Genomic DNA, 16,181 nt, shown 5'->3' with positions numbered 1-16,181 from the left:
AAAAATTTTATTTTTTTTAAAAAAAAAAAAAAAAAAAAAAAAAAAAAAAAATAAACTTACCTTATAATTGCAGTTGTTTTAGCAATGTCTGTTTCGCAGACTCATTGAGTAAGACGTTTTCCCCGTAATGTGTTTGGCCGTCTGTCCCCTTTGGGTTCGGACGGCTTTTTTTTGGCTGTGTTTGAATACCCGGTTGGTTTTATCTGTTTGCAGCGGGGGGAGCCGCTTATTTCCGTTCGGGCGGAAAACGGTTCCATCGGATAAAAGGCATTTTGTCCGACTGATTAAAGTTACATCTTAGGTTTGCATCGGCGGAATATTCAAACACAGCCTTTTTTAAGGAAATCCGGATACGGCGGCGCATCAATAATGCGGCGGAATCTCGTCGCGCAGGGAATACGGCTCTTGCGCGCCGGGATTCCTGTCCTGCATTTTTTGATACAGCAGCCTCAACTGAGCCTGTTGCAAATCCAGCGTCTGCCGCAATTCCGCCACCATCGCGTTCAGGCCGGCGATTACGTCTTCCTGAAGCGCGGATTGGATTTCCAGCTCTGTGATGCGGTGTTCCAACTCTTGAACCGCGTCCATTTACAGCACCATCGCGGCAATCCAGCCGGCAATCAACAGCGGGATGTTGTAGTGGATGAAGGTCGGGATAACGGAATCGCGGATGTGGTCGTGTTGTCCGTCGGCGTTCAGCCCCATCGTCGGACCCAGCGTGGAATCGGACGCAGGCGAACCGGCATCGCCCAACGCCCCCGCCGTGCCGACAATGGCGACGGTGGCAAGCGGCGAAAAACCCAAACCGACACACAAAGGCACATAAATCGCGGCAATAATCGGCAAAGTGGAAAAGGACGAACCGATGCCCATCGTTACCAAAAGCCCCACCACCAGCATCGCCAACGCCGCCATACCTTTGCTGTTGCCGAATATCGCCATACTGCTTTCCACCAGCGGCTGAATATGCCCGGTCGCATTCATCACGGCGGCAAAACCCTGCGCGGCAATCATAATGAAGCCGACCATCGCCATCATCTTGATGCCTTCGCCGAATACGTCGTTTGCCTTGTCGCGGTTGATGACCCCCAACATCATAAATACAGCGAAACCGAGCATCGCGCCCAACACCAGCGAGTCTTCATACATCAACTGTATGGCAAAGCATACGGCAATGGCGGCGGCGGCAACTAGGCTGCGGTAGGCGGACGGCTGCGGACGGTTTGCCGCATCGGCGTTGCCCGCCGTATCGGCATTGTTGCTTTGGTACAGTCGCGGTTTGCGGTAGTGGACAAACGCCAGCAGGAGTCCGGTTACCATACCCAATGCAGGAATCGCCATTGCCGCCATCACGTTGATGTTTTTAACGTCGAGTTCCGGCGCGGCGGAATGGATGTTGCCCAACAGGATTTCGTTCAAAAAAATCGCGCCGAAGCCGTAAGGCAGGAACATATAAGTCGTAACCAGCCCGAAAGTGATGACGCACGCAATCAGGCGGCGGTCGATTTTCAGGCGGTTGAACACCAAAAGCAGCGGCGGAACAATCATCGGGATAAAGGCAATGTGGATGGGGATGATGTTCTGACTCATAATGCCCATCACAAGGATGATGGAAAGCAGCAGCCATTTGACCGCGCCCTCGCCCGAACGCACGCTGTCGGGCATACCGCCCCGGTTCAGCTTGCGGACGACCGCGCCGGCAAGCTGCTGCGGCAGGCCGGAATGGGTAATCGCCATTGCAAACGCGCCGAGCATCGCATAAGAAAGCGCAATCTTCGCACCGCCTTCCAAACCTTTGTTGAACACGGGGATAATCCCCGCCTGACTGACCTGGCCCGCCGCATCGGCAATGTTTTGCAGCGGCATACCCGCCACCGCGCCGCCGACAAACGCGCCGACCGTCAGGCTCAATACCACGTGCACGCGCGACAGCGACAGCACCAGCATAACGATTACGGCAACTACGACTGCATTCATTGTTTATCGCTCCAAACCTATAAATGTTTACATATCGAAACACATCATAACCCAATAACGGAAAACCCGCCAATTTTGCAAACAATTATTTCAAATGCTTCATATACTTCCCCAGCGTAACCCTGTCCAAACCCGCCAAATCCGGCAGGGTTTCCACTCCTGAAAAACCATTCTCCGCCAACACGCCGCGCACCGCCGCGCCCTGATCGAAACCGTGTTCCAGCAACAAAAAACCGCCTTCCGCCAAACGGTCGGGCGCGCCTTGCGCCAATGCCCTGATGCAGCTTAGGCCGTCTGAAAAGTCGGTCAGCGCGATTTGCGGCTCAAACCGCAAATCGCCTTGCGACAAATGTTTATCGCCGTTTTCGATATAGGGCGGGTTGGACACGATGATGTCCCATTTCCCTTCAGACGGCATATCGGTGTCGAACCACGAACCGTATGCAAATTCGACCCGCGCGCCCAAATCTGCCGCATTTTTCCGCGCCGTTTCAAGGGCGGGCGGGCTGATGTCGGATGCGCGCACAAACGCATCGGGGCGTTCGAGCGCGACGGTTACGGCAACCGCGCCGCTGCCCGTCCCCAAATCCCACGCGCGCCCGTTTTCGGGCAGGCGCGCCAATACGGCTTCGACCAAGTGTTCGGTTTCGGGGCGCGGAATCAGCACGCTCGGATTGACTGTAAAGCGTCTGCCATAAAATTCGCGCACACCTAAAATATAGGCAACCGGCTCGCCGTTCAGACGGCGTTGCGCCAGCCTGTCCGCCCGCTGTCGGACTTCGTCCGGCATTTCTTCCCCGCCCCGCGTCAACAACTGCACGCGCGTATGTTCCGAAACATATTGCAGCAGCATTCTTGCTTCATTTTTGGGCAGTATTGACAAGCCCAACCATTCGTCAAACGTCATTTTTTATCCAGTCTGCCGCTGATGCGGCTCGAACATTTTTTCCGGCTTTGCGGCACGCTGATTCAGAAAATATCATTTTGCATTGAAATTATATAATAAAGAAAAACACCTTATCGCCGTTTCAATACCGTAGGAATTTATCCGAACAACAGAAACGCTCCGCCGTTATTCCGCGCAAGCGGCAACAACGGAATAAATAAAAAACAATGACATAGTTGGTTTTCCTTTGAATTTGCGATATTTTCGGCGGCTGAAAAAAATCCGCACCCGCCTTCAAATGCGGATACGGATTTTCTTGTCAAACAAACTTATTCGGCCAGCAATGCTTCCGGTTTGACTTTTTCGCCATACACGGGCAAGAGGGTTTTTTCATAGGCGGCTTTCAGACGGCCGTCTTTTTTCATGGCGGCGATTTCGCCGTTGACCCAGTTCAGGAGGTCGGCATTGCCTTTTTGAACGGCGGGGGCGATAAATTCGGCAGGGCCTAAATTACCGATGGCGACTTCAAAATCCGGGTTTTCTTTCGCCCACGCCCACAGCAGGGCATTGTCGTGGGCGAGTGCCGCGCCGCGTCCGTCTTTCAGCGCGTCGAAGGTTTCGGTGTTTTGGTCGAATTTCAATAATTTGACTTCGGGATGGTTTTTGGTGAAAAAGGCATCGGCGGTCGTGCCTTTGTTGACCAGCAGGGTTTGGTCTTTCAGTTGCGCTACGTCGGTAATCGGTTTGCCTTTGGGGGAAACCACGCCCAACGCCACTTTCATATAGGGGTCGGCAAAATCGACGGCTTCGGCGCGTTCGGGAGTTTTGGTGAAGTTGGCGAGGATGAGGTCGACTTTGCCGGAACGGACGTATTCGACGCGGTTTGCGGCCTCGGTCAGGACGAACTCGACTTTGTCGGGGCTGCCGAGCAGGTCTTTGGCCAGGTCTTTGGCGATTTCAACGTCAAAACCTTGGTTTTTACCGTTTGCGTCCACATAGCCGAACGGGGGCTTGTCGCCGAATACGCCGATGCGGATCACGCCTTTTTCCTTGATGGCGGCAACAGTTGCCGCACCGCTGCTTTGTGAAGATTGGGCATCGCCGGAGCCGCTGCTGCCGCCTCCGCAGGCGGTCAGACCGACGGCGATGGCGGCGGAAGCCAAAAGGGCTTTGAGTTTGGCATTCAGTTTCATTGGGAATCTCCTTTTTGAATGTTTGCTTGGGATGAAATGCCGTCTGAAAGGGGTTCGGACGGTTTGCGGTAAATCAGTAGTCCATACCTGCCAGAAATTGGCGGGCGCGTTCGCTTTTTGGTGCGGAAAAAAAGGTTTCGGGGTCGGACGATTCGACGATGCCGCCTTTGTCCATAAAGACGATGCGGTCGGCAACTTTGCGGGCGAACCCCATTTCGTGGGTTACGATGAGCATACTCATCCCTTCGCGGGCGAGTTCCAAAACCACTTCCAAGACTTCGCGCACCATTTCGGGGTCGAGTGCGGCAGTGATCTCGTCCAACAAAATCACTTCCGGATTCAGGCACAGGGCGCGGACAATGGCGATGCGCTGTTTTTGTCCGCCGGAAAGTTCGCGCGGATAGGCGTTTTTGCGGTCGGACAAACCGACGCGTTCCAATAATTTGTCGGCTTGTGCTTCCGCTTCGGCGCGGTTGCGGTTTTGTACTTTTACCGGGCCTAAGAGGATGTTTTCGATGACGGTCATGTGGGCAAACAGTTCGTAGCTTTGAAAGACCATACCGACTTTTTGCCGGGCGGTTTGCCAGGAAACGTCTTTGCCGAATTCGCCGATGCCGTCCATCACGATGCTGCCGCCTTGGTGCGGCTCCAAACCGTTGACGCAGCGCAGGAGGGTGGATTTGCCGCAGCCGGACGGGCCCAGCAGTACGATGACTTCGCCTTTTTCCAAGTCCAAGTCTAAAGATTGGATGGCGGTTACGTTGCCGTATTGTTTGTGCAGCTTGCGGATGCTCAATAAAGCCATATCAGTGTTCCCATTTTTGTTCCAGCTTTGCCGCCAGCAGCGACAGCGGCCAGCAACATAAAAAATACAGCATAAAAATCAGTCCATAAACCCAAAATGAAGCATTGGGCTGCGTCAGCAGCGAGTTTTCAATAATTTGCTGCCCCACTTTGACCACTTCAATCACGCCGATAAGCGAGGCGAGCGAACTGGTTTTAATCATTCGCGTAAACAAATTAACCGCCCCCGGCAAAGCGCGGCGGACACTTTGCGGCAATTCGATGTATCGGAACACTTGGCGGCGGCTCAAACCCAGTGCCAAGCCCGATTCCACCTGATGTTTTTCAATCGATTCCAATGCGCCGCGCACCAAATCGCCCATTTCGGCGATGCCCCAAAGCGTGAAAACCCAAACGCAGACCCAAAATCCGCCGATGTGTATGCCCGTCCACACGGACAAACCGAAATACAGTCCGAACAACCACACCAAAATCGGCACGATGCGGATGGTTTCGAGATAAAACCGCCCGATAAAGCGGACAAGCCGGTTGCGCGAACGCAAAACCAGGCCGAACAGCGTTCCCAATACGCAAGAAGCCGCGACAGAGATTAAAGAAATTTGTGCCGTTAAGAGCAGGCCTTCGCCCAACCGTGCCGCATTTTTTCCTTCAAACAGCCATTCAAATGCCATATTTCGCACTCCGTATGCGGTTTTCCAATCGCCGTACCAACAAAGAAACAGGCAGCAGGATAATCAAATAAGCGGCAAACAACAAAAACAAAGCCTCGTTGGTTTTGTAGTCCATACCAATCACATCTTTGGTAACAAACAACAATTCCGCAATGCCGACCGCGCTAATAACGGATGTTTCTTTCATTAAAAACAATATATTAGCGGCGACAGCCGGAAAAGCGACCGCCCAAGCCTGCGGCAATTCGACATAGCGGAACACTTGAAAGCGGCTCAAACCGATTGCCTTGCCCGCTTCGACCTGCCCTTTTGGTACGGCGAGGATGCCGGCGCGGACAGCTTCCGCCATATAGCTTGCGCCCAAGAAAACCAGCGCGATTACGCCGCAGGTGAAGCCGTCCCATTTGATGCCCATTTTCGGCAGGCCGTAATACAGGAAAAACAGCTGAATCAGCAGGGGCGTATTGCGCGACAGTTCGATATAGGCGCGTGCCAATGCGTAGAAGGGGCGGATGCGGTATGCCGTTACCACGGCGACGGGCAGTCCGAACAGCAACGACAAAACAACGCCGTAAACGGACAATTCCAGCGTCAGCTTTGCCGCATCGGCGAATTTGGGTACGGCATCAATCAGATAAGGCCAGTTCATCAGAATCAGAAATCAGCTTAACGAAAGGCGGTATTTTAATGAACTTGTAAGATAATGTTAAAGAATGCTTGGGAATATCAAACATCGGAAAAAAGAATAAGGCGATGCCGTCTGAAGCCTTCAGACGGCATCGCGCCGGATTCCGCGTCAGATTGCGCTGCCGCCGACGGTCAGCCCGGCATCGATACGCAGGGTCGGCTGCCCCACGCCGACGGGGACGCTCTGCCCTTCTTTGCCGCACACGCCGACACCGCTGTCGAGCGCGGTATCGTTGCCTATCATCGAAACGTGTTTCAGCACTTCGGGTCCATTGCCGATGATGGTCGCGCCTTTGACAGGGTATTGCAGTTTGCCGCCTTCCACCCACCACGCTTCGGACGCGCTGAACACGAATTTGCCGCTGGTAATGTCCACTTGTCCGCCGCCGAAGTTGACGGCGTAAATGCCTTTGTCGATGGACGCGATGATTTCGTCGGGTTCGTAGCCGCCGTTTTCCATAAAGGTGTTGGTCATGCGCGGCATAGGCGCGGAAGCGTAACTTTCGCGGCGGCCGTTGCCGGTCGATTGCGTACCCGTCAGGCGGGCGTTGGTTTCGTCCTGCATATAGCCGGTCAAAATACCGTCTTCAATCAATACGGTGCGGCGGGTTTCGTTGCCTTCGTCGTCGATGTTGAGCGAACCGCGCCGGCCGGCAATATCGCCCTGATCGACGACGGTAACGCCTTTGGCGGCGACGCGCTCGCCGATCCGGCCGGAAAAGACGCTGGTTCCCTTGCGGTTGAAATCGCCTTCCAAACCGTGTCCGACCGCTTCGTGCAACAACACGCCCGGCCAGCCGTTGCCCAAAACGACGGTCATTTCTCCGGCGGGCGCGGGGCGGGATTCGAGATTGGTGAGTGCCTGCTTGACGGCGGCATCGACAAACTGCCGCACCAGAGTTTCATCGAAATAAGCCAAGTCGTAGCGTCCTCCGCCGCCCGCGCTGCCCTGTTCGCGGCGTTCGCCCTGTCTGGCGATGACGGTAACGTTCAGGCGCACCATCGGGCGGATGTCGGCGGCGTGTTTGCCGTCCAGACGGGCGAGGTAAACCATATCGTATTCGCAGGTCAAACCCGCCATCACTTGCACGATGCGCGGATCGGCGGCTTTGGCGAGCGTTTCGACTTTGTTCAACAACGCGACTTTGGCAGCGGAATCAAGGCTGGCAATAGGATCCATCGCCATGTGGACAGGCTTGCCGTAGGCAGGTGTCGGCACTTTGACGCTGGCCTCGCCACCGGCCGCACCAATCACGCGAACGGCTTTGGCAGAGCGGTTGATCGAATCAATACACAGGCTGTCGGCGTAGGCAAAAGCGGTTTTATCGCCCGAAACGGCACGCACGCCCACACCCTGATCGATTTGGAAGCTGCCCGATTTGACGATGCCTTCTTCCAGATGCCAACTTTCATAGGCGGTGCGCTGACAATAAATGTCGGCATAATCGACATGGTTGGTGCCGATAATGCTCAGGCTTTGGGCGAGCAAATCGGGAGAAAGATGGTTGGCTTCGAGCAAATCTCGCCGTACGGCATAATAGGTTTGATGCATGGTGTCGGAGCATAAAAAATCAGTGGGCCGATTATACGGCATTTGTTATGAAAATGTATCGTGCCGCCTGAAATGTAAGATTTTTGCCAACATCCCCTGCTTTTGTGTACACTTAAAGCTCTTTGTCGGAGTGCTGCCCGCCGGGCGGCTGAGATTGCGAAAGCAAAATCCGTAGAACCTGTCGGGGTAATGCCTGCGTAGGAAACAAACCTTCCCTGCCCGTTCGGGCTTCCGTTCCCTTTCCGCACTTCCCCGCCCACCTTCCTTCTTTTTAAAGGACGTCATATGTCGGGCAATATTTCACAACAACCTTCGTCTGCCGCCTCCGCTGCCGGCATCGGGCTGATTTGGTTCGGCGCGGCGGTATCGATTGCCGAAATCAGCACGGGCACACTGCTCGCCCCCTTGGGCTGGCAACGCGGTTTGGCGGCACTGCTGCTCGGCCATGCCATCGGCGGCATATTGTTTTTCGCGGCGGCATATATCGGCGCATTCACGCAAAAAAGCGCGATGGAAAGCATACGCCTGTCGTTCGGCACAGGCGGTTCCGTCTTATTTTCGGCGGCGAACGTGCTGCAACTGGTCGGCTGGACGGCCGTCATGATTTATTCGGGTGCGGCGGCAAGTTCCGCACTGGGCAAAATGCTCTGGCAAAACGGATCGTTTTCTTGGTGGGCTTTTGCCAACGGCGCGCTGATTGTCTTGTGGCTGATTTTCGGCGCACGCAAAACAGGCTGGCTGAAAACCGGTTCGATGGTGCTGATGCTGTTGGCGGTTCTGTGGCTGAGTGCCGAAGTCTTTTCCACGGCAGGCAGCACCGCCGCACAGGTTTCAGACGGCATGAGCTTCGGAACAGCAGTCGAATTGTCCGCCGTCATGCCGCTTTCCTGGCTGCCGCTGGCCGCCGACTACACACGCCAAGCACGCCGCCCGTTTGCGGCAACCCTGACGGCAACGCTCGCCTATACGCTGACGGGCTGCTGGATGTATGCCTTGGGTTTGGCAGCAGCGTTGTTCACCGGAGAAACCGATGTGGCAAAAATCCTGTTGGGCGCGGGCTTGGGCATAACGGGCATTCTGGCAGTCGTCCTGTCGACCGTTACCACCACTTTTCTCGATGCTTACTCCGCCGGCGTAAGTGCCAACAATATTTCCGCCAAACTTGCGGAAACACCCGTCGCCATTGCCGTCGCCGTTGTCGGCACACTGCTTGCCGTCCTCCTGCCCGTTACCGAATATGAAAACTTCCTCCTCTTGATCGGCTCGGTATTTGCGCCGATGGCGGCAGTTTTGATTGCCGACTTCTTCGTCTTAAAACGACGTGAGGAAGTAAAAGGCTTTGATGTTGTCGGACTGGCCTTATGGCTGGCCGGCTTCATTCTCTACCGCTCCCTGCTGTCGGCAGGCTGGGAAAGCAGCATCGGCCTGACCGCGCCCGTAATGATTGCTACCGCCATTGCCACCGTATCGGTACGCCTACCGTTTAAAAAATCATCCGACATACAAAGGAACCCGTCATGACCCGTATCGCCATCCTCGGCGGCGGCCTCTCGGGAAGGCTGACCGCACTGCAACTTGCAGAACAAGGTTATCAGATTGCACTTTTCGACAAAGGCACTCGCCAAGGCGAACACGCCGCCGCTTATGTTGCCGCCGCCATGCTCGCGCCTGCTGCGGAAGCGGTCGAAGCCACGCCTGAAGTCATCAGGCTGGGCAGGCAGAGCATTCAGCTTTGGCGCGGCATCCGATGCCGTCTGAACACGCACACGATGATGCAGGAAAACGGCAGCCTGATTGTGTGGCACGGGCAGGACAAGCCATTATCCAGCGAGTTCGTCCGCCATCTCAAACGCGGCGGCGTAGCGGATGACGAAATCGTCCGTTGGCGCGCCGACGACATCGCCAAACGCGAACCGCAACTCGGCGGACGTTTTTCAGACGGCATCTACCTGCCGACCGAAGGCCAGCTCAACGGACGGCAGATGTTGTCTGCACTTGCCGACGCTTTGGACGAACTGAACGTCCCTTGCCATTGGGAACACGAATGTGCCCCCGAAGACCTGCAAGCCCAATACGACTGGCTGATCGACTGCCGCGGTTACGGCGCAAAAACCGCGTGGAACCAAGCCCCCGAACACACCAGCACTTTGCGCGGCATACGCGGCGAAGTGGCGCGGGTTTATACGCCCGAAATCACGCTCAACCGCCCCGTGCGCCTGCTCCATCCGCGTTACCCGCTCTACATTGCCCCAAAAGAAAATCACGTCTTCGTCATCGGCGCGACCCAAATCGAAAGCGAAAGCCAAGCCCCCGCCAGCGTGCGTTCCGGGCTGGAACTTTTATCCGCGCTTTATGCCGTCCATCCTGCCTTCGGCGAAGCCGACATCCTCGAAATCGCCACCGGCCTGCGCCCCACGCTCAACCACCACAACCCCGAAATCCGCTACAGCCGCGCCCAACGCCTCATCGAAATCAACGGCCTGTTCCGCCACGGCTTTATGATTTCCCCCGCCGTAACCGCCGCCGCCGTCAGATTGGCAGTGGCACTGTTTGACGGAAAAGACGCGCCCGAACGTGATGAAGAAAGCGGTTTGGCGTATATCCGAAGACAAGATTAAAGCCGTCTGAAAGGAACCCTATGACCTTCCCCCCCTTGAAATCTCCGCTCAAATTCTACGCCGTCGTTCCCACCGCCGATTGGGTGGAACGCATGGTCAAAGCAGGTGCGGATACCGTGCAACTGCGCTGCAAAACCTTGCACGGCAACGAATTGAAACGCGAAATCGCCCGCTGCGTCGCCGCCTGCCGTGGCAGCCGCACGCAGCTTTTCATCAATGACCACTGGCGCGAAGCGATAGAAGCAGACGCGTACGGCGTGCATCTCGGGCAGGAAGACATGGACACCGCCGACCTTGCCGCCATTGCCGCCGCCGGTTTGCGTTTGGGTTTGAGTACGCACTCCGTTGCCGAACTCGACCGCGCCCTGTCCGTACACCCTAGCTATGTCGCCAGCGGCGCGATTTTCCCGACCACGACCAAGCAAATGCCCACCGCCCCGCAAGGCTTGGACAAACTGCGCGAATATGTGAAACAGGCACGCGGCACGCCTGTCGTCGCCATTGGCGGCATCGATTTGAACAATGCTGAAGAGGTATTGGCAACCGGCGTTTCCTCACTCGCCGTCGTCCGCACCGTGACCGAAGCGGCAAATCCCGAAGCGGTGGTTAAAGCGTTTCAGGCTTTGTGGAATGAATAAGGTCGTCTGAAAACCAAATTTCAGACGACCTGCTCAATTAGGATATTCGATTGCCGTTATTTCAGATGCTATACAGGTAGACGCGGGCATAACGGCGTAAAGAATAATCGGTGGATTCAGTTGTCCCAGCCTTCCACCACCAGTTTGCCGACCATATCTCCGCATTCCAGCATCTCATGGGCGTGGCGCAGGTTGGCGGCATTGATGCCGTGCAGGATTTGGGTGGCGGTCGGGCGGATGATGCCTTCGTCCACCAGCCGCGCGGTTTCAGCAAGGATTTCGCCCTGCTGTTCGATGTCTGCCGTTTCGCGCAGCGGGCGGGTAAACATAAATTCCCAATGCAGCGACAGGCTTTTGCCTTTGAGCGGGTTCACGTCCAGCGTTTCGGGGTCGTCAATCAGCGCGATTCTGCCTTGCGGTGCGATGAGTTCCACGATTTGCGGCAGATGGCGGTCGGTATGGTTGGTGGAAAAAACAAACGATGGCGCGCCGATATTTAACGCGGCAATCTGTTCCGCCATGTTTTCATGATGGTTGATGACGAAATCCGCGCCCAATTCCTTCACCCACGCGCGGCTTTCGGGGCGGGAAGCGGTGGCGATGACTTGGATGCCGGTCAGCTTTTTCAGCAACTGGATGGCAAGCGAGCCGACCCCGCCTGCACCGCCGATTAAGAGCAGCGCATTGGCGCCGCCTGCCACGGGTTTGTTCACGTCCAAGCGGTCGAACAGCGTTTCCCATGCGGTAATCGCCGTCAGTGGCAGCGCGGTGGCTTGGGCAAAATCCAGCGAACGCGGCTTTTTGGCGGCAATGCGCGCGTCCACCGCCTGTAATTGAGCGTTCGAACCTTGGCGGTTGATGGCACCCGCGTAATACGCTTCGTCGCCGACTTTGAAATGCCGCACTTCGCTGCCGACCGCCTGAACGATGCCTGCCGCGTCGTAACCCAATACGCGGTACTGCCCTGCCGCAGGCGTATGCGCCGCCCGAACTTTCACATCGACAGGATTGACTGAAACCGCCTGCACGGCAACCAAAATATCGTGCGGCCGCAGTTCGGGTTCGGGCAGATTGATGTCGAGCAGGGCTTCAGGGTTGGAAACGGGCAAAGGGCGGTTGAAACCGATGGCTTTCATGATGTTCTCCTGTTAGGTCGTCAGAAAGCGTGTATCATGCACCCGAAGCACACTATTAACAAGAACGCACTTATTTTTCAGATAGTTACTTTTAAGTTACCGATTACGGAGAAAAAATTGAAACCTCTGCCCGAACAATCTGTCGTTGCTCTTTTTATCGATGCAGACAATGCACCTGCCAATAAAATCGAATTCATCATCAACGAGCTTGCCGGATACGGCTCAGTTATGATTCGTAAGATTTACGGCAACTGGAAAGAAGAGAGGCTAAAAAGTTGGGAAGCCGTATTACTGGATTATGCACTTGCCCCTGTGCAGCAATTTGATTACACGAAAGGCAAGAATGCTACTGATATGATGATGACTATCGACATGATGGATTTGCTGTTTCATAAGAAAATAGACGTATTCTGTATCGTCTCTTCCGATAGCGATTTCACGCCATTAGTCATGCGTATCAAAATGGAGGGTAAACAGGTCATCGGGTTTGGCGAACAGAAAACGCCTAAGTCCTTAGTGGCGGCCTGCAATAAATTTCTATTTTTGGATAGTGGAAGTAATCATGCAGCCGGTACCGCACCTAATTCGGGAATCCGCAAGAAAACAGCTAACGAATTGAAATGCGATACTGCTCTAATGAACCTGCTGCGAGAGGCAATTGCCAACTGCCGTGATGAAGACGGTTGGGCTCCGTTAAGTCACGTCGGTAAAGTTATCAACAATCAATCTTCTTTCGACAGTAGGAACTACGGTTACGAAAAATTGGGGGATTTGTTCCGTGCTATCGATATTTTCGAAACCAAATTGTCTGAAAATAAATCCCAACTGTATGTAAAAAATAAAAGAACGAAATAACAAAATTCAAAAGGATACCATCATGCCCCGCACACCGCACCCAAGCTACGACTGCGCCGAAGGCTGTTCGGTGGAAGCCGCGCTTTCCGTCATCGGCGGCAAATGGAAAGGCACGATACTCTACCGCCTGCACACGGACGGCACGCTGCGCTTCAACCAAATCCGCCGCATCCTGCCCGATGTGTCGCAACGCACGCTGACCGCCCAACTGCGCGCATTGGAAGCCGACGGCATCATTTTGCGTACTGTGTATCCCGAAGTCCCGCCGCGCGTATAATACCGCCTGACCGACTACGGCAAAACGCTTGCGCCCGTGCTGACGGCATTGAAGGAATGGGGCGACGGGTTCAAGCAGGAACAGGCGCATCGCGAATAAAGAAACTTACCTACGAAATATCGAGAAACCATGAACATCATCTTAAACGGCGAACCCGCCGAACTCCACGGCACGACCGTTGCCGACCTCATCGCCCAAACCGCGCCGCAACAGCCTTTTGCCGTGGCGGTCAATACCGTTTTCATCCCCAAAGGCGCGTATGCGGAAACGGTTTTAAACGAAAACGACAAAATCGACATCGTCCGCCCCGTCGTCGGCGGCTGAATGCCGTCTGAAACCCCAAAGGCACTCCGCTGGCTTTCAGACGGCATCGTATCCCAAACATATCAAGGAATTTTTATGCTCACCCTATACGGCGAAACTTTCCCTTCGCGGCTGCTGCTCGGCACGGCCGCCTACCCGACCCCGGAAATCCTCAAACAATCCGTCCGAACCGCCCAACCCGCGATGATTACCGTCTCGCTACGCCGCGCGGGAAGCGGCGGTGAGGCGCACGGGCAGGGTTTTTGGTCGTTATTGCAAGAAAACGGCGTGCCCGTGCTGCCGAACACGGCAGGCTGCCAAAGCGTGCAGGAAGCGGTAACGACGGCGCAGATGGCGCGCGAAGTGTTTGAAACCGATTGGATAAAATTGGAACTCATCGGCGACGACGACACCTTGCAGCCGGATGTATTCCAGCTTGTCGAAGCGGCGGAAATCCTGATTCAAGACGGCTTCAAAGTGCTGCCTTATTGCACCGAAGACCTGATTGCCTGCCGCCGCCTGCTCGATGCGGGCTGTCAGGCGTTGATGCCGTGGGCGGCCCCCATCGGCACGGGTTTGGGCGCGGTTCACGCCTACGCGCTCAAAGTCCTGCGCGAACGCCTGCCCGACACGCTGCTGATTATCGATGCGGGCTTGGGTTTGCCTTCCCAAGCGGCGCAAGTGATGGAATGGGGTTTTGACGGCGTATTGTTAAATACCGCCGTTTCCCGCAGCGGCGATCCGGTCAATATGGCGCGCGCCTTCGCACTCGCCGTCGAATCCGGACGGCTGGCATTTGAAGCCGAACCGGTCGAGGCTCGCACCAAAGCGCAAGCCAGCACGCCGACAGTCGGACAGCCGTTTTGGCATTCGGCGGAATATTGAAAAGGGTAGCGAAATTCCGTCTGAAATGTGTTCAGACGGCATCGCGGCTCAAAACGGCGGCAGCTTGAAACGGACAAACCGCCATTCCCCGGCATCACGGCTTTGTCGTGAGGAACAGGGAAACCGGCCGGAAAACCTTGCCGCCCACCCCGACACCGCAACCAACGAAACACCCGGCCTCCACGGTGTGCAGGCTGCCGCGCAAGCCCCAAGTACGGCAACAGAAGAAGCGTTTTGTTGTTGTTTGAATACATTTAAAAATACCTAAAGCCATCCGTAAGCCTTTATCTGCAACGGTTTCACCGCTTTTACATCCCCGAATCCACGCTCAAACACCCCCGAATGACAACCCCGTCCGTGCCAAATCGGACGGATGTTCAAACACGGGCAACCTTATTTCCGTCAGGCACGAAGCCCTCAGCTATGCCTGCTGACCCCGATTTGTCCGGCACAATGAAAGTTTGCCGTCCCGAATCACAAACATCGGAAAATAGTTTAATTTATTTATTTTTCATCGTGTTACAAAAAATCCACATTTATTTTTAAATTTTTATTGATAATTATTATTATTAGCGTATAATTAAAACCACTCGGAAGTCGTCAATTCCGAACCATTAAACACTGCATTCCCTCATCATTCACTTTCACACTTGGAGTCGGCATATACGAGACATACATTCCCTTTTTATATATCAGATACTCAAAACCGAAATGCCAAACCCACCTTCGCGGTGGGTTTGGCATTTATTGTCCGGCTTTCGCGCCTATTTGCAAGACTTGAGGCTCAGTTTGCCGTATGGGGACGTGATTTTACGGATTTCGTCCGCATCGGCGGCATTCACGCCGGTAAACAAAACCGTCATACGCGACACGCTCAAAGAATCGTCCTGCCGGCCGGTTTCCGCAGCGCGTTCAACAATATGCGCCCCACCAAATCCTGCGCCGGCAAGCCGGTTTTGCAGGGCTTGGGCGTTTTCCCGGCTGTTGCCGACACCCAAACTCAATGCGCCGTCAAACGGTATGGGGTTGAAACCTTTGGCAGACAGCTCCGCCGCCTGATTTTCGGCATCGGTGGAAACGGGCAGGACGACGCGATAGGTTTTGTCGGCAGGTTTGGCTTTGACGGTGCGTTTTTCGACGCTCCTGCTGGCAACGTGCGACCATTTGCCCAAAAGCCCTTTGATGCGGTGGTAGTCGTCCTCGTCCATCGTGAGGCTTGCCTGCGCGGCACATGAGGTATCCGCCGCGTTGTTTTCACGTTCCGCCTGCGCCTTTTCGGCGGCGAGTTTTTCGCGGCGGGCTTTTTCCTCGCGCTGTTTTTTCTCCTTCAGTTTTTTCTGTTCTGCTTCTTTTTGCAGGCGCAACTGCTCCGCCTGTTCTTCGGTCAGGATATCGCCCGGTTTGAGCAGTGCCGCCGTATCCTCCCCGGATGCCGCCGCATTGCCGGCGGGGGGCGTTGCGGGGGGCGTGTTTTCGGCGACCCGGTTCTCCGGCACGCCGCCCGCCGCTTTAACGGCCAATTTATAGCCCACCGTGCCGCCGAATACGGCAATATTGAGTACCGCCAAAAGGGTGAAGAGCCATTTCATCAGAATTTCCTCAATGTTTGAAACCCCGCCCGCCCGGGCGGCAGTCTGTCGGGCGGCAGAATCCGGATGGATTCGGACGGATGCCGCCCCGTGTTGAAAAAGAGCATATT

Annotated in this window: 17 protein-coding genes, 1 pseudogene and 1 riboswitch; of the genes and pseudogenes, 7 read left to right on the top strand and 11 right to left on the bottom strand. The window is 55.1% G+C overall.

What is annotated here, in order from left to right; genetic code table 11:
• Positions 1-363 precede the first annotated feature (363 nt).
• From Q9J80_RS08800 to tldD, 8 genes are all read right to left on the bottom strand, one after another.
• Complete coding sequence (locus Q9J80_RS08800; RefSeq protein ID WP_118787549.1) at positions 364-588, bottom strand: SlyX family protein; 225 nt, start codon at positions 586-588, stop codon at positions 364-366.
• A complete protein-coding gene (locus Q9J80_RS08795; protein ID WP_304672841.1) occupies positions 589-1,977 on the bottom strand; it encodes a Na+/H+ antiporter family protein in 1,389 nt (462 codons plus the stop codon). It lies immediately after the preceding gene.
• 85 nt (positions 1,978-2,062) lie between these two features.
• Positions 2,063-2,884, bottom strand: a complete 822-nt coding sequence (gene prmC / locus Q9J80_RS08790) for a peptide chain release factor N(5)-glutamine methyltransferase (protein WP_304672840.1) — start codon at positions 2,882-2,884, stop codon at positions 2,063-2,065.
• Between the two features lie 308 nt (positions 2,885-3,192).
• A complete protein-coding gene (locus Q9J80_RS08785; RefSeq protein ID WP_118787546.1) occupies positions 3,193-4,056 on the bottom strand; it encodes an amino acid ABC transporter substrate-binding protein in 864 nt (287 codons plus the stop codon).
• 73 nt (positions 4,057-4,129) lie between these two features.
• Positions 4,130-4,861, bottom strand: coding sequence for an amino acid ABC transporter ATP-binding protein (locus Q9J80_RS08780; RefSeq protein ID WP_107819595.1), 732 nt, complete (start codon positions 4,859-4,861; stop codon positions 4,130-4,132).
• A 1-nt stretch (position 4,862) separates the two neighbouring features.
• Positions 4,863-5,531 carry an amino acid ABC transporter permease gene (locus tag Q9J80_RS08775; RefSeq protein ID WP_118778402.1) on the bottom strand — a complete coding sequence of 223 codons (669 nt, stop codon included), beginning with the start codon at positions 5,529-5,531 and terminating at the stop codon, positions 4,863-4,865.
• Positions 5,521-6,180 carry an amino acid ABC transporter permease gene (locus Q9J80_RS08770; RefSeq protein WP_118787545.1) on the bottom strand — a complete coding sequence of 220 codons (660 nt, stop codon included), beginning with the start codon at positions 6,178-6,180 and terminating at the stop codon, positions 5,521-5,523. The genes Q9J80_RS08775 and Q9J80_RS08770 overlap by 11 nt, the downstream gene beginning before the upstream one ends.
• 147 nt (positions 6,181-6,327) lie before the next feature.
• A complete protein-coding gene (tldD, locus tag Q9J80_RS08765; RefSeq protein ID WP_304672839.1) occupies positions 6,328-7,770 on the bottom strand; it encodes a metalloprotease TldD in 1,443 nt (480 codons plus the stop codon).
• A gap of 116 nt (positions 7,771-7,886) precedes the next feature.
• Positions 7,887-7,991: riboswitch (TPP riboswitch) on the top strand.
• 64 nt (positions 7,992-8,055) lie between these two features.
• Here tldD and cytX point away from each other — a divergent pair.
• From cytX to thiE, 3 genes are read left to right on the top strand one after another with little or no spacing between them, the layout of a single operon-like run.
• Entirely contained in the window at positions 8,056-9,291 is a 1,236-nt protein-coding gene (gene cytX / locus Q9J80_RS08760; protein ID WP_301673933.1) for a putative hydroxymethylpyrimidine transporter CytX, read from the top strand.
• Positions 9,288-10,388 (top strand): FAD-dependent oxidoreductase, encoded by a 1,101-nt coding sequence (locus Q9J80_RS08755; RefSeq protein WP_301673932.1) that lies wholly within the window; start codon positions 9,288-9,290, stop codon positions 10,386-10,388. Before cytX ends, Q9J80_RS08755 begins: the two co-directional genes overlap by 4 nt.
• A 20-nt stretch (positions 10,389-10,408) precedes the next feature.
• A complete protein-coding gene (gene thiE, locus Q9J80_RS08750) occupies positions 10,409-11,026 on the top strand; it encodes a thiamine phosphate synthase (protein ID WP_301673931.1) in 618 nt (205 codons plus the stop codon).
• Between the two features lie 116 nt (positions 11,027-11,142).
• On the opposite strand, the gene Q9J80_RS08745 is transcribed toward thiE, so the two are convergent.
• Positions 11,143-12,162: a zinc-binding alcohol dehydrogenase family protein gene (locus tag Q9J80_RS08745; RefSeq protein ID WP_301673930.1), complete on the bottom strand. Its 1,020-nt coding sequence runs from the start codon at positions 12,160-12,162 to the stop codon at positions 11,143-11,145.
• A 36-nt stretch (positions 12,163-12,198) separates the two neighbouring features.
• Here Q9J80_RS08745 and Q9J80_RS08740 point away from each other — a divergent pair, with 36 nt between their 5' ends.
• The 4 genes and pseudogenes from Q9J80_RS08740 (at position 12,199) to Q9J80_RS08725 (ending at position 14,482) form a co-directional block, all read left to right on the top strand.
• Positions 12,199-13,017: an NYN domain-containing protein gene (locus Q9J80_RS08740; RefSeq protein ID WP_301673929.1), complete on the top strand. Its 819-nt coding sequence runs from the start codon at positions 12,199-12,201 to the stop codon at positions 13,015-13,017.
• 22 nt (positions 13,018-13,039) lie between these two features.
• A pseudogene (locus Q9J80_RS08735) lies at positions 13,040-13,393 on the top strand (winged helix-turn-helix transcriptional regulator).
• 30 nt (positions 13,394-13,423) lie between these two features.
• A complete protein-coding gene (gene thiS / locus Q9J80_RS08730; RefSeq protein WP_301673928.1) occupies positions 13,424-13,618 on the top strand; it encodes a sulfur carrier protein ThiS in 195 nt (64 codons plus the stop codon).
• Positions 13,619-13,693: 75 nt separating this feature from the next.
• Positions 13,694-14,482 carry a thiazole synthase gene (locus Q9J80_RS08725; protein ID WP_301673950.1) on the top strand — a complete coding sequence of 263 codons (789 nt, stop codon included), beginning with the start codon at positions 13,694-13,696 and terminating at the stop codon, positions 14,480-14,482.
• Between the two features lie 94 nt (positions 14,483-14,576).
• Here the strand turns inward: Q9J80_RS08725 and Q9J80_RS08720 are convergent, their stop codons facing one another.
• Together Q9J80_RS08720 and Q9J80_RS08715 are read right to left on the bottom strand one after the other, a co-directional pair.
• Positions 14,577-14,756: a hypothetical protein gene (locus tag Q9J80_RS08720; protein WP_301673927.1), complete on the bottom strand. Its 180-nt coding sequence runs from the start codon at positions 14,754-14,756 to the stop codon at positions 14,577-14,579.
• A 490-nt stretch (positions 14,757-15,246) separates the two neighbouring features.
• Positions 15,247-16,071, bottom strand: a complete 825-nt coding sequence (locus Q9J80_RS08715; RefSeq protein WP_301673926.1) for an SPOR domain-containing protein — start codon at positions 16,069-16,071, stop codon at positions 15,247-15,249.
• Between the last annotated feature and the right edge of the window lie 110 nt (positions 16,072-16,181).

This window comes from Neisseria blantyrii (assembly GCF_962747855.1).
Classification (GTDB): domain Bacteria; phylum Pseudomonadota; class Gammaproteobacteria; order Burkholderiales; family Neisseriaceae; genus Neisseria; species Neisseria viridiae.
The sequence above is the reverse complement of the archived record's forward strand: the minus strand, read 5'-3'. Positions and strand labels throughout refer to the sequence as shown.

Excerpts from the sequence above, each read along its gene's own strand:
- Q9J80_RS08800 (WP_118787549.1), bottom strand. The coding sequence starts at position 588 with ATGGACGCGGTTCAAGAGTTGGAACACCGCATCACAGAGCTGGAAATC.
- Q9J80_RS08795 (WP_304672841.1), bottom strand. The coding sequence starts at position 1,977 with ATGAATGCAGTCGTAGTTGCCGTAATCGTTATGCTGGTGCTGTCGCTG.
- prmC (WP_304672840.1), bottom strand. The coding sequence starts at position 2,884 with ATGACGTTTGACGAATGGTTGGGCTTGTCAATACTGCCCAAAAATGAA.
- Q9J80_RS08785 (WP_118787546.1), bottom strand. The coding sequence starts at position 4,056 with ATGAAACTGAATGCCAAACTCAAAGCCCTTTTGGCTTCCGCCGCCATC.
- Q9J80_RS08780 (WP_107819595.1), bottom strand. The coding sequence starts at position 4,861 with ATGGCTTTATTGAGCATCCGCAAGCTGCACAAACAATACGGCAACGTA.
- Q9J80_RS08775 (WP_118778402.1), bottom strand. The coding sequence starts at position 5,531 with ATGGCATTTGAATGGCTGTTTGAAGGAAAAAATGCGGCACGGTTGGGC.
- Q9J80_RS08770 (WP_118787545.1), bottom strand. The coding sequence starts at position 6,180 with ATGAACTGGCCTTATCTGATTGATGCCGTACCCAAATTCGCCGATGCG.
- tldD (WP_304672839.1), bottom strand. The coding sequence starts at position 7,770 with ATGCATCAAACCTATTATGCCGTACGGCGAGATTTGCTCGAAGCCAAC.
- cytX (WP_301673933.1), top strand. The coding sequence starts at position 8,056 with ATGTCGGGCAATATTTCACAACAACCTTCGTCTGCCGCCTCCGCTGCC.
- Q9J80_RS08755 (WP_301673932.1), top strand. The coding sequence starts at position 9,288 with ATGACCCGTATCGCCATCCTCGGCGGCGGCCTCTCGGGAAGGCTGACC.
- thiE (WP_301673931.1), top strand. The coding sequence starts at position 10,409 with ATGACCTTCCCCCCCTTGAAATCTCCGCTCAAATTCTACGCCGTCGTT.
- Q9J80_RS08745 (WP_301673930.1), bottom strand. The coding sequence starts at position 12,162 with ATGAAAGCCATCGGTTTCAACCGCCCTTTGCCCGTTTCCAACCCTGAA.
- Q9J80_RS08740 (WP_301673929.1), top strand. The coding sequence starts at position 12,199 with ATGCACCCGAAGCACACTATTAACAAGAACGCACTTATTTTTCAGATA.
- thiS (WP_301673928.1), top strand. The coding sequence starts at position 13,424 with ATGAACATCATCTTAAACGGCGAACCCGCCGAACTCCACGGCACGACC.
- Q9J80_RS08725 (WP_301673950.1), top strand. The coding sequence starts at position 13,694 with ATGCTCACCCTATACGGCGAAACTTTCCCTTCGCGGCTGCTGCTCGGC.
- Q9J80_RS08720 (WP_301673927.1), bottom strand. The coding sequence starts at position 14,756 with ATGGCTTTAGGTATTTTTAAATGTATTCAAACAACAACAAAACGCTTC.
- Q9J80_RS08715 (WP_301673926.1), bottom strand. The coding sequence starts at position 16,071 with ATGAAATGGCTCTTCACCCTTTTGGCGGTACTCAATATTGCCGTATTC.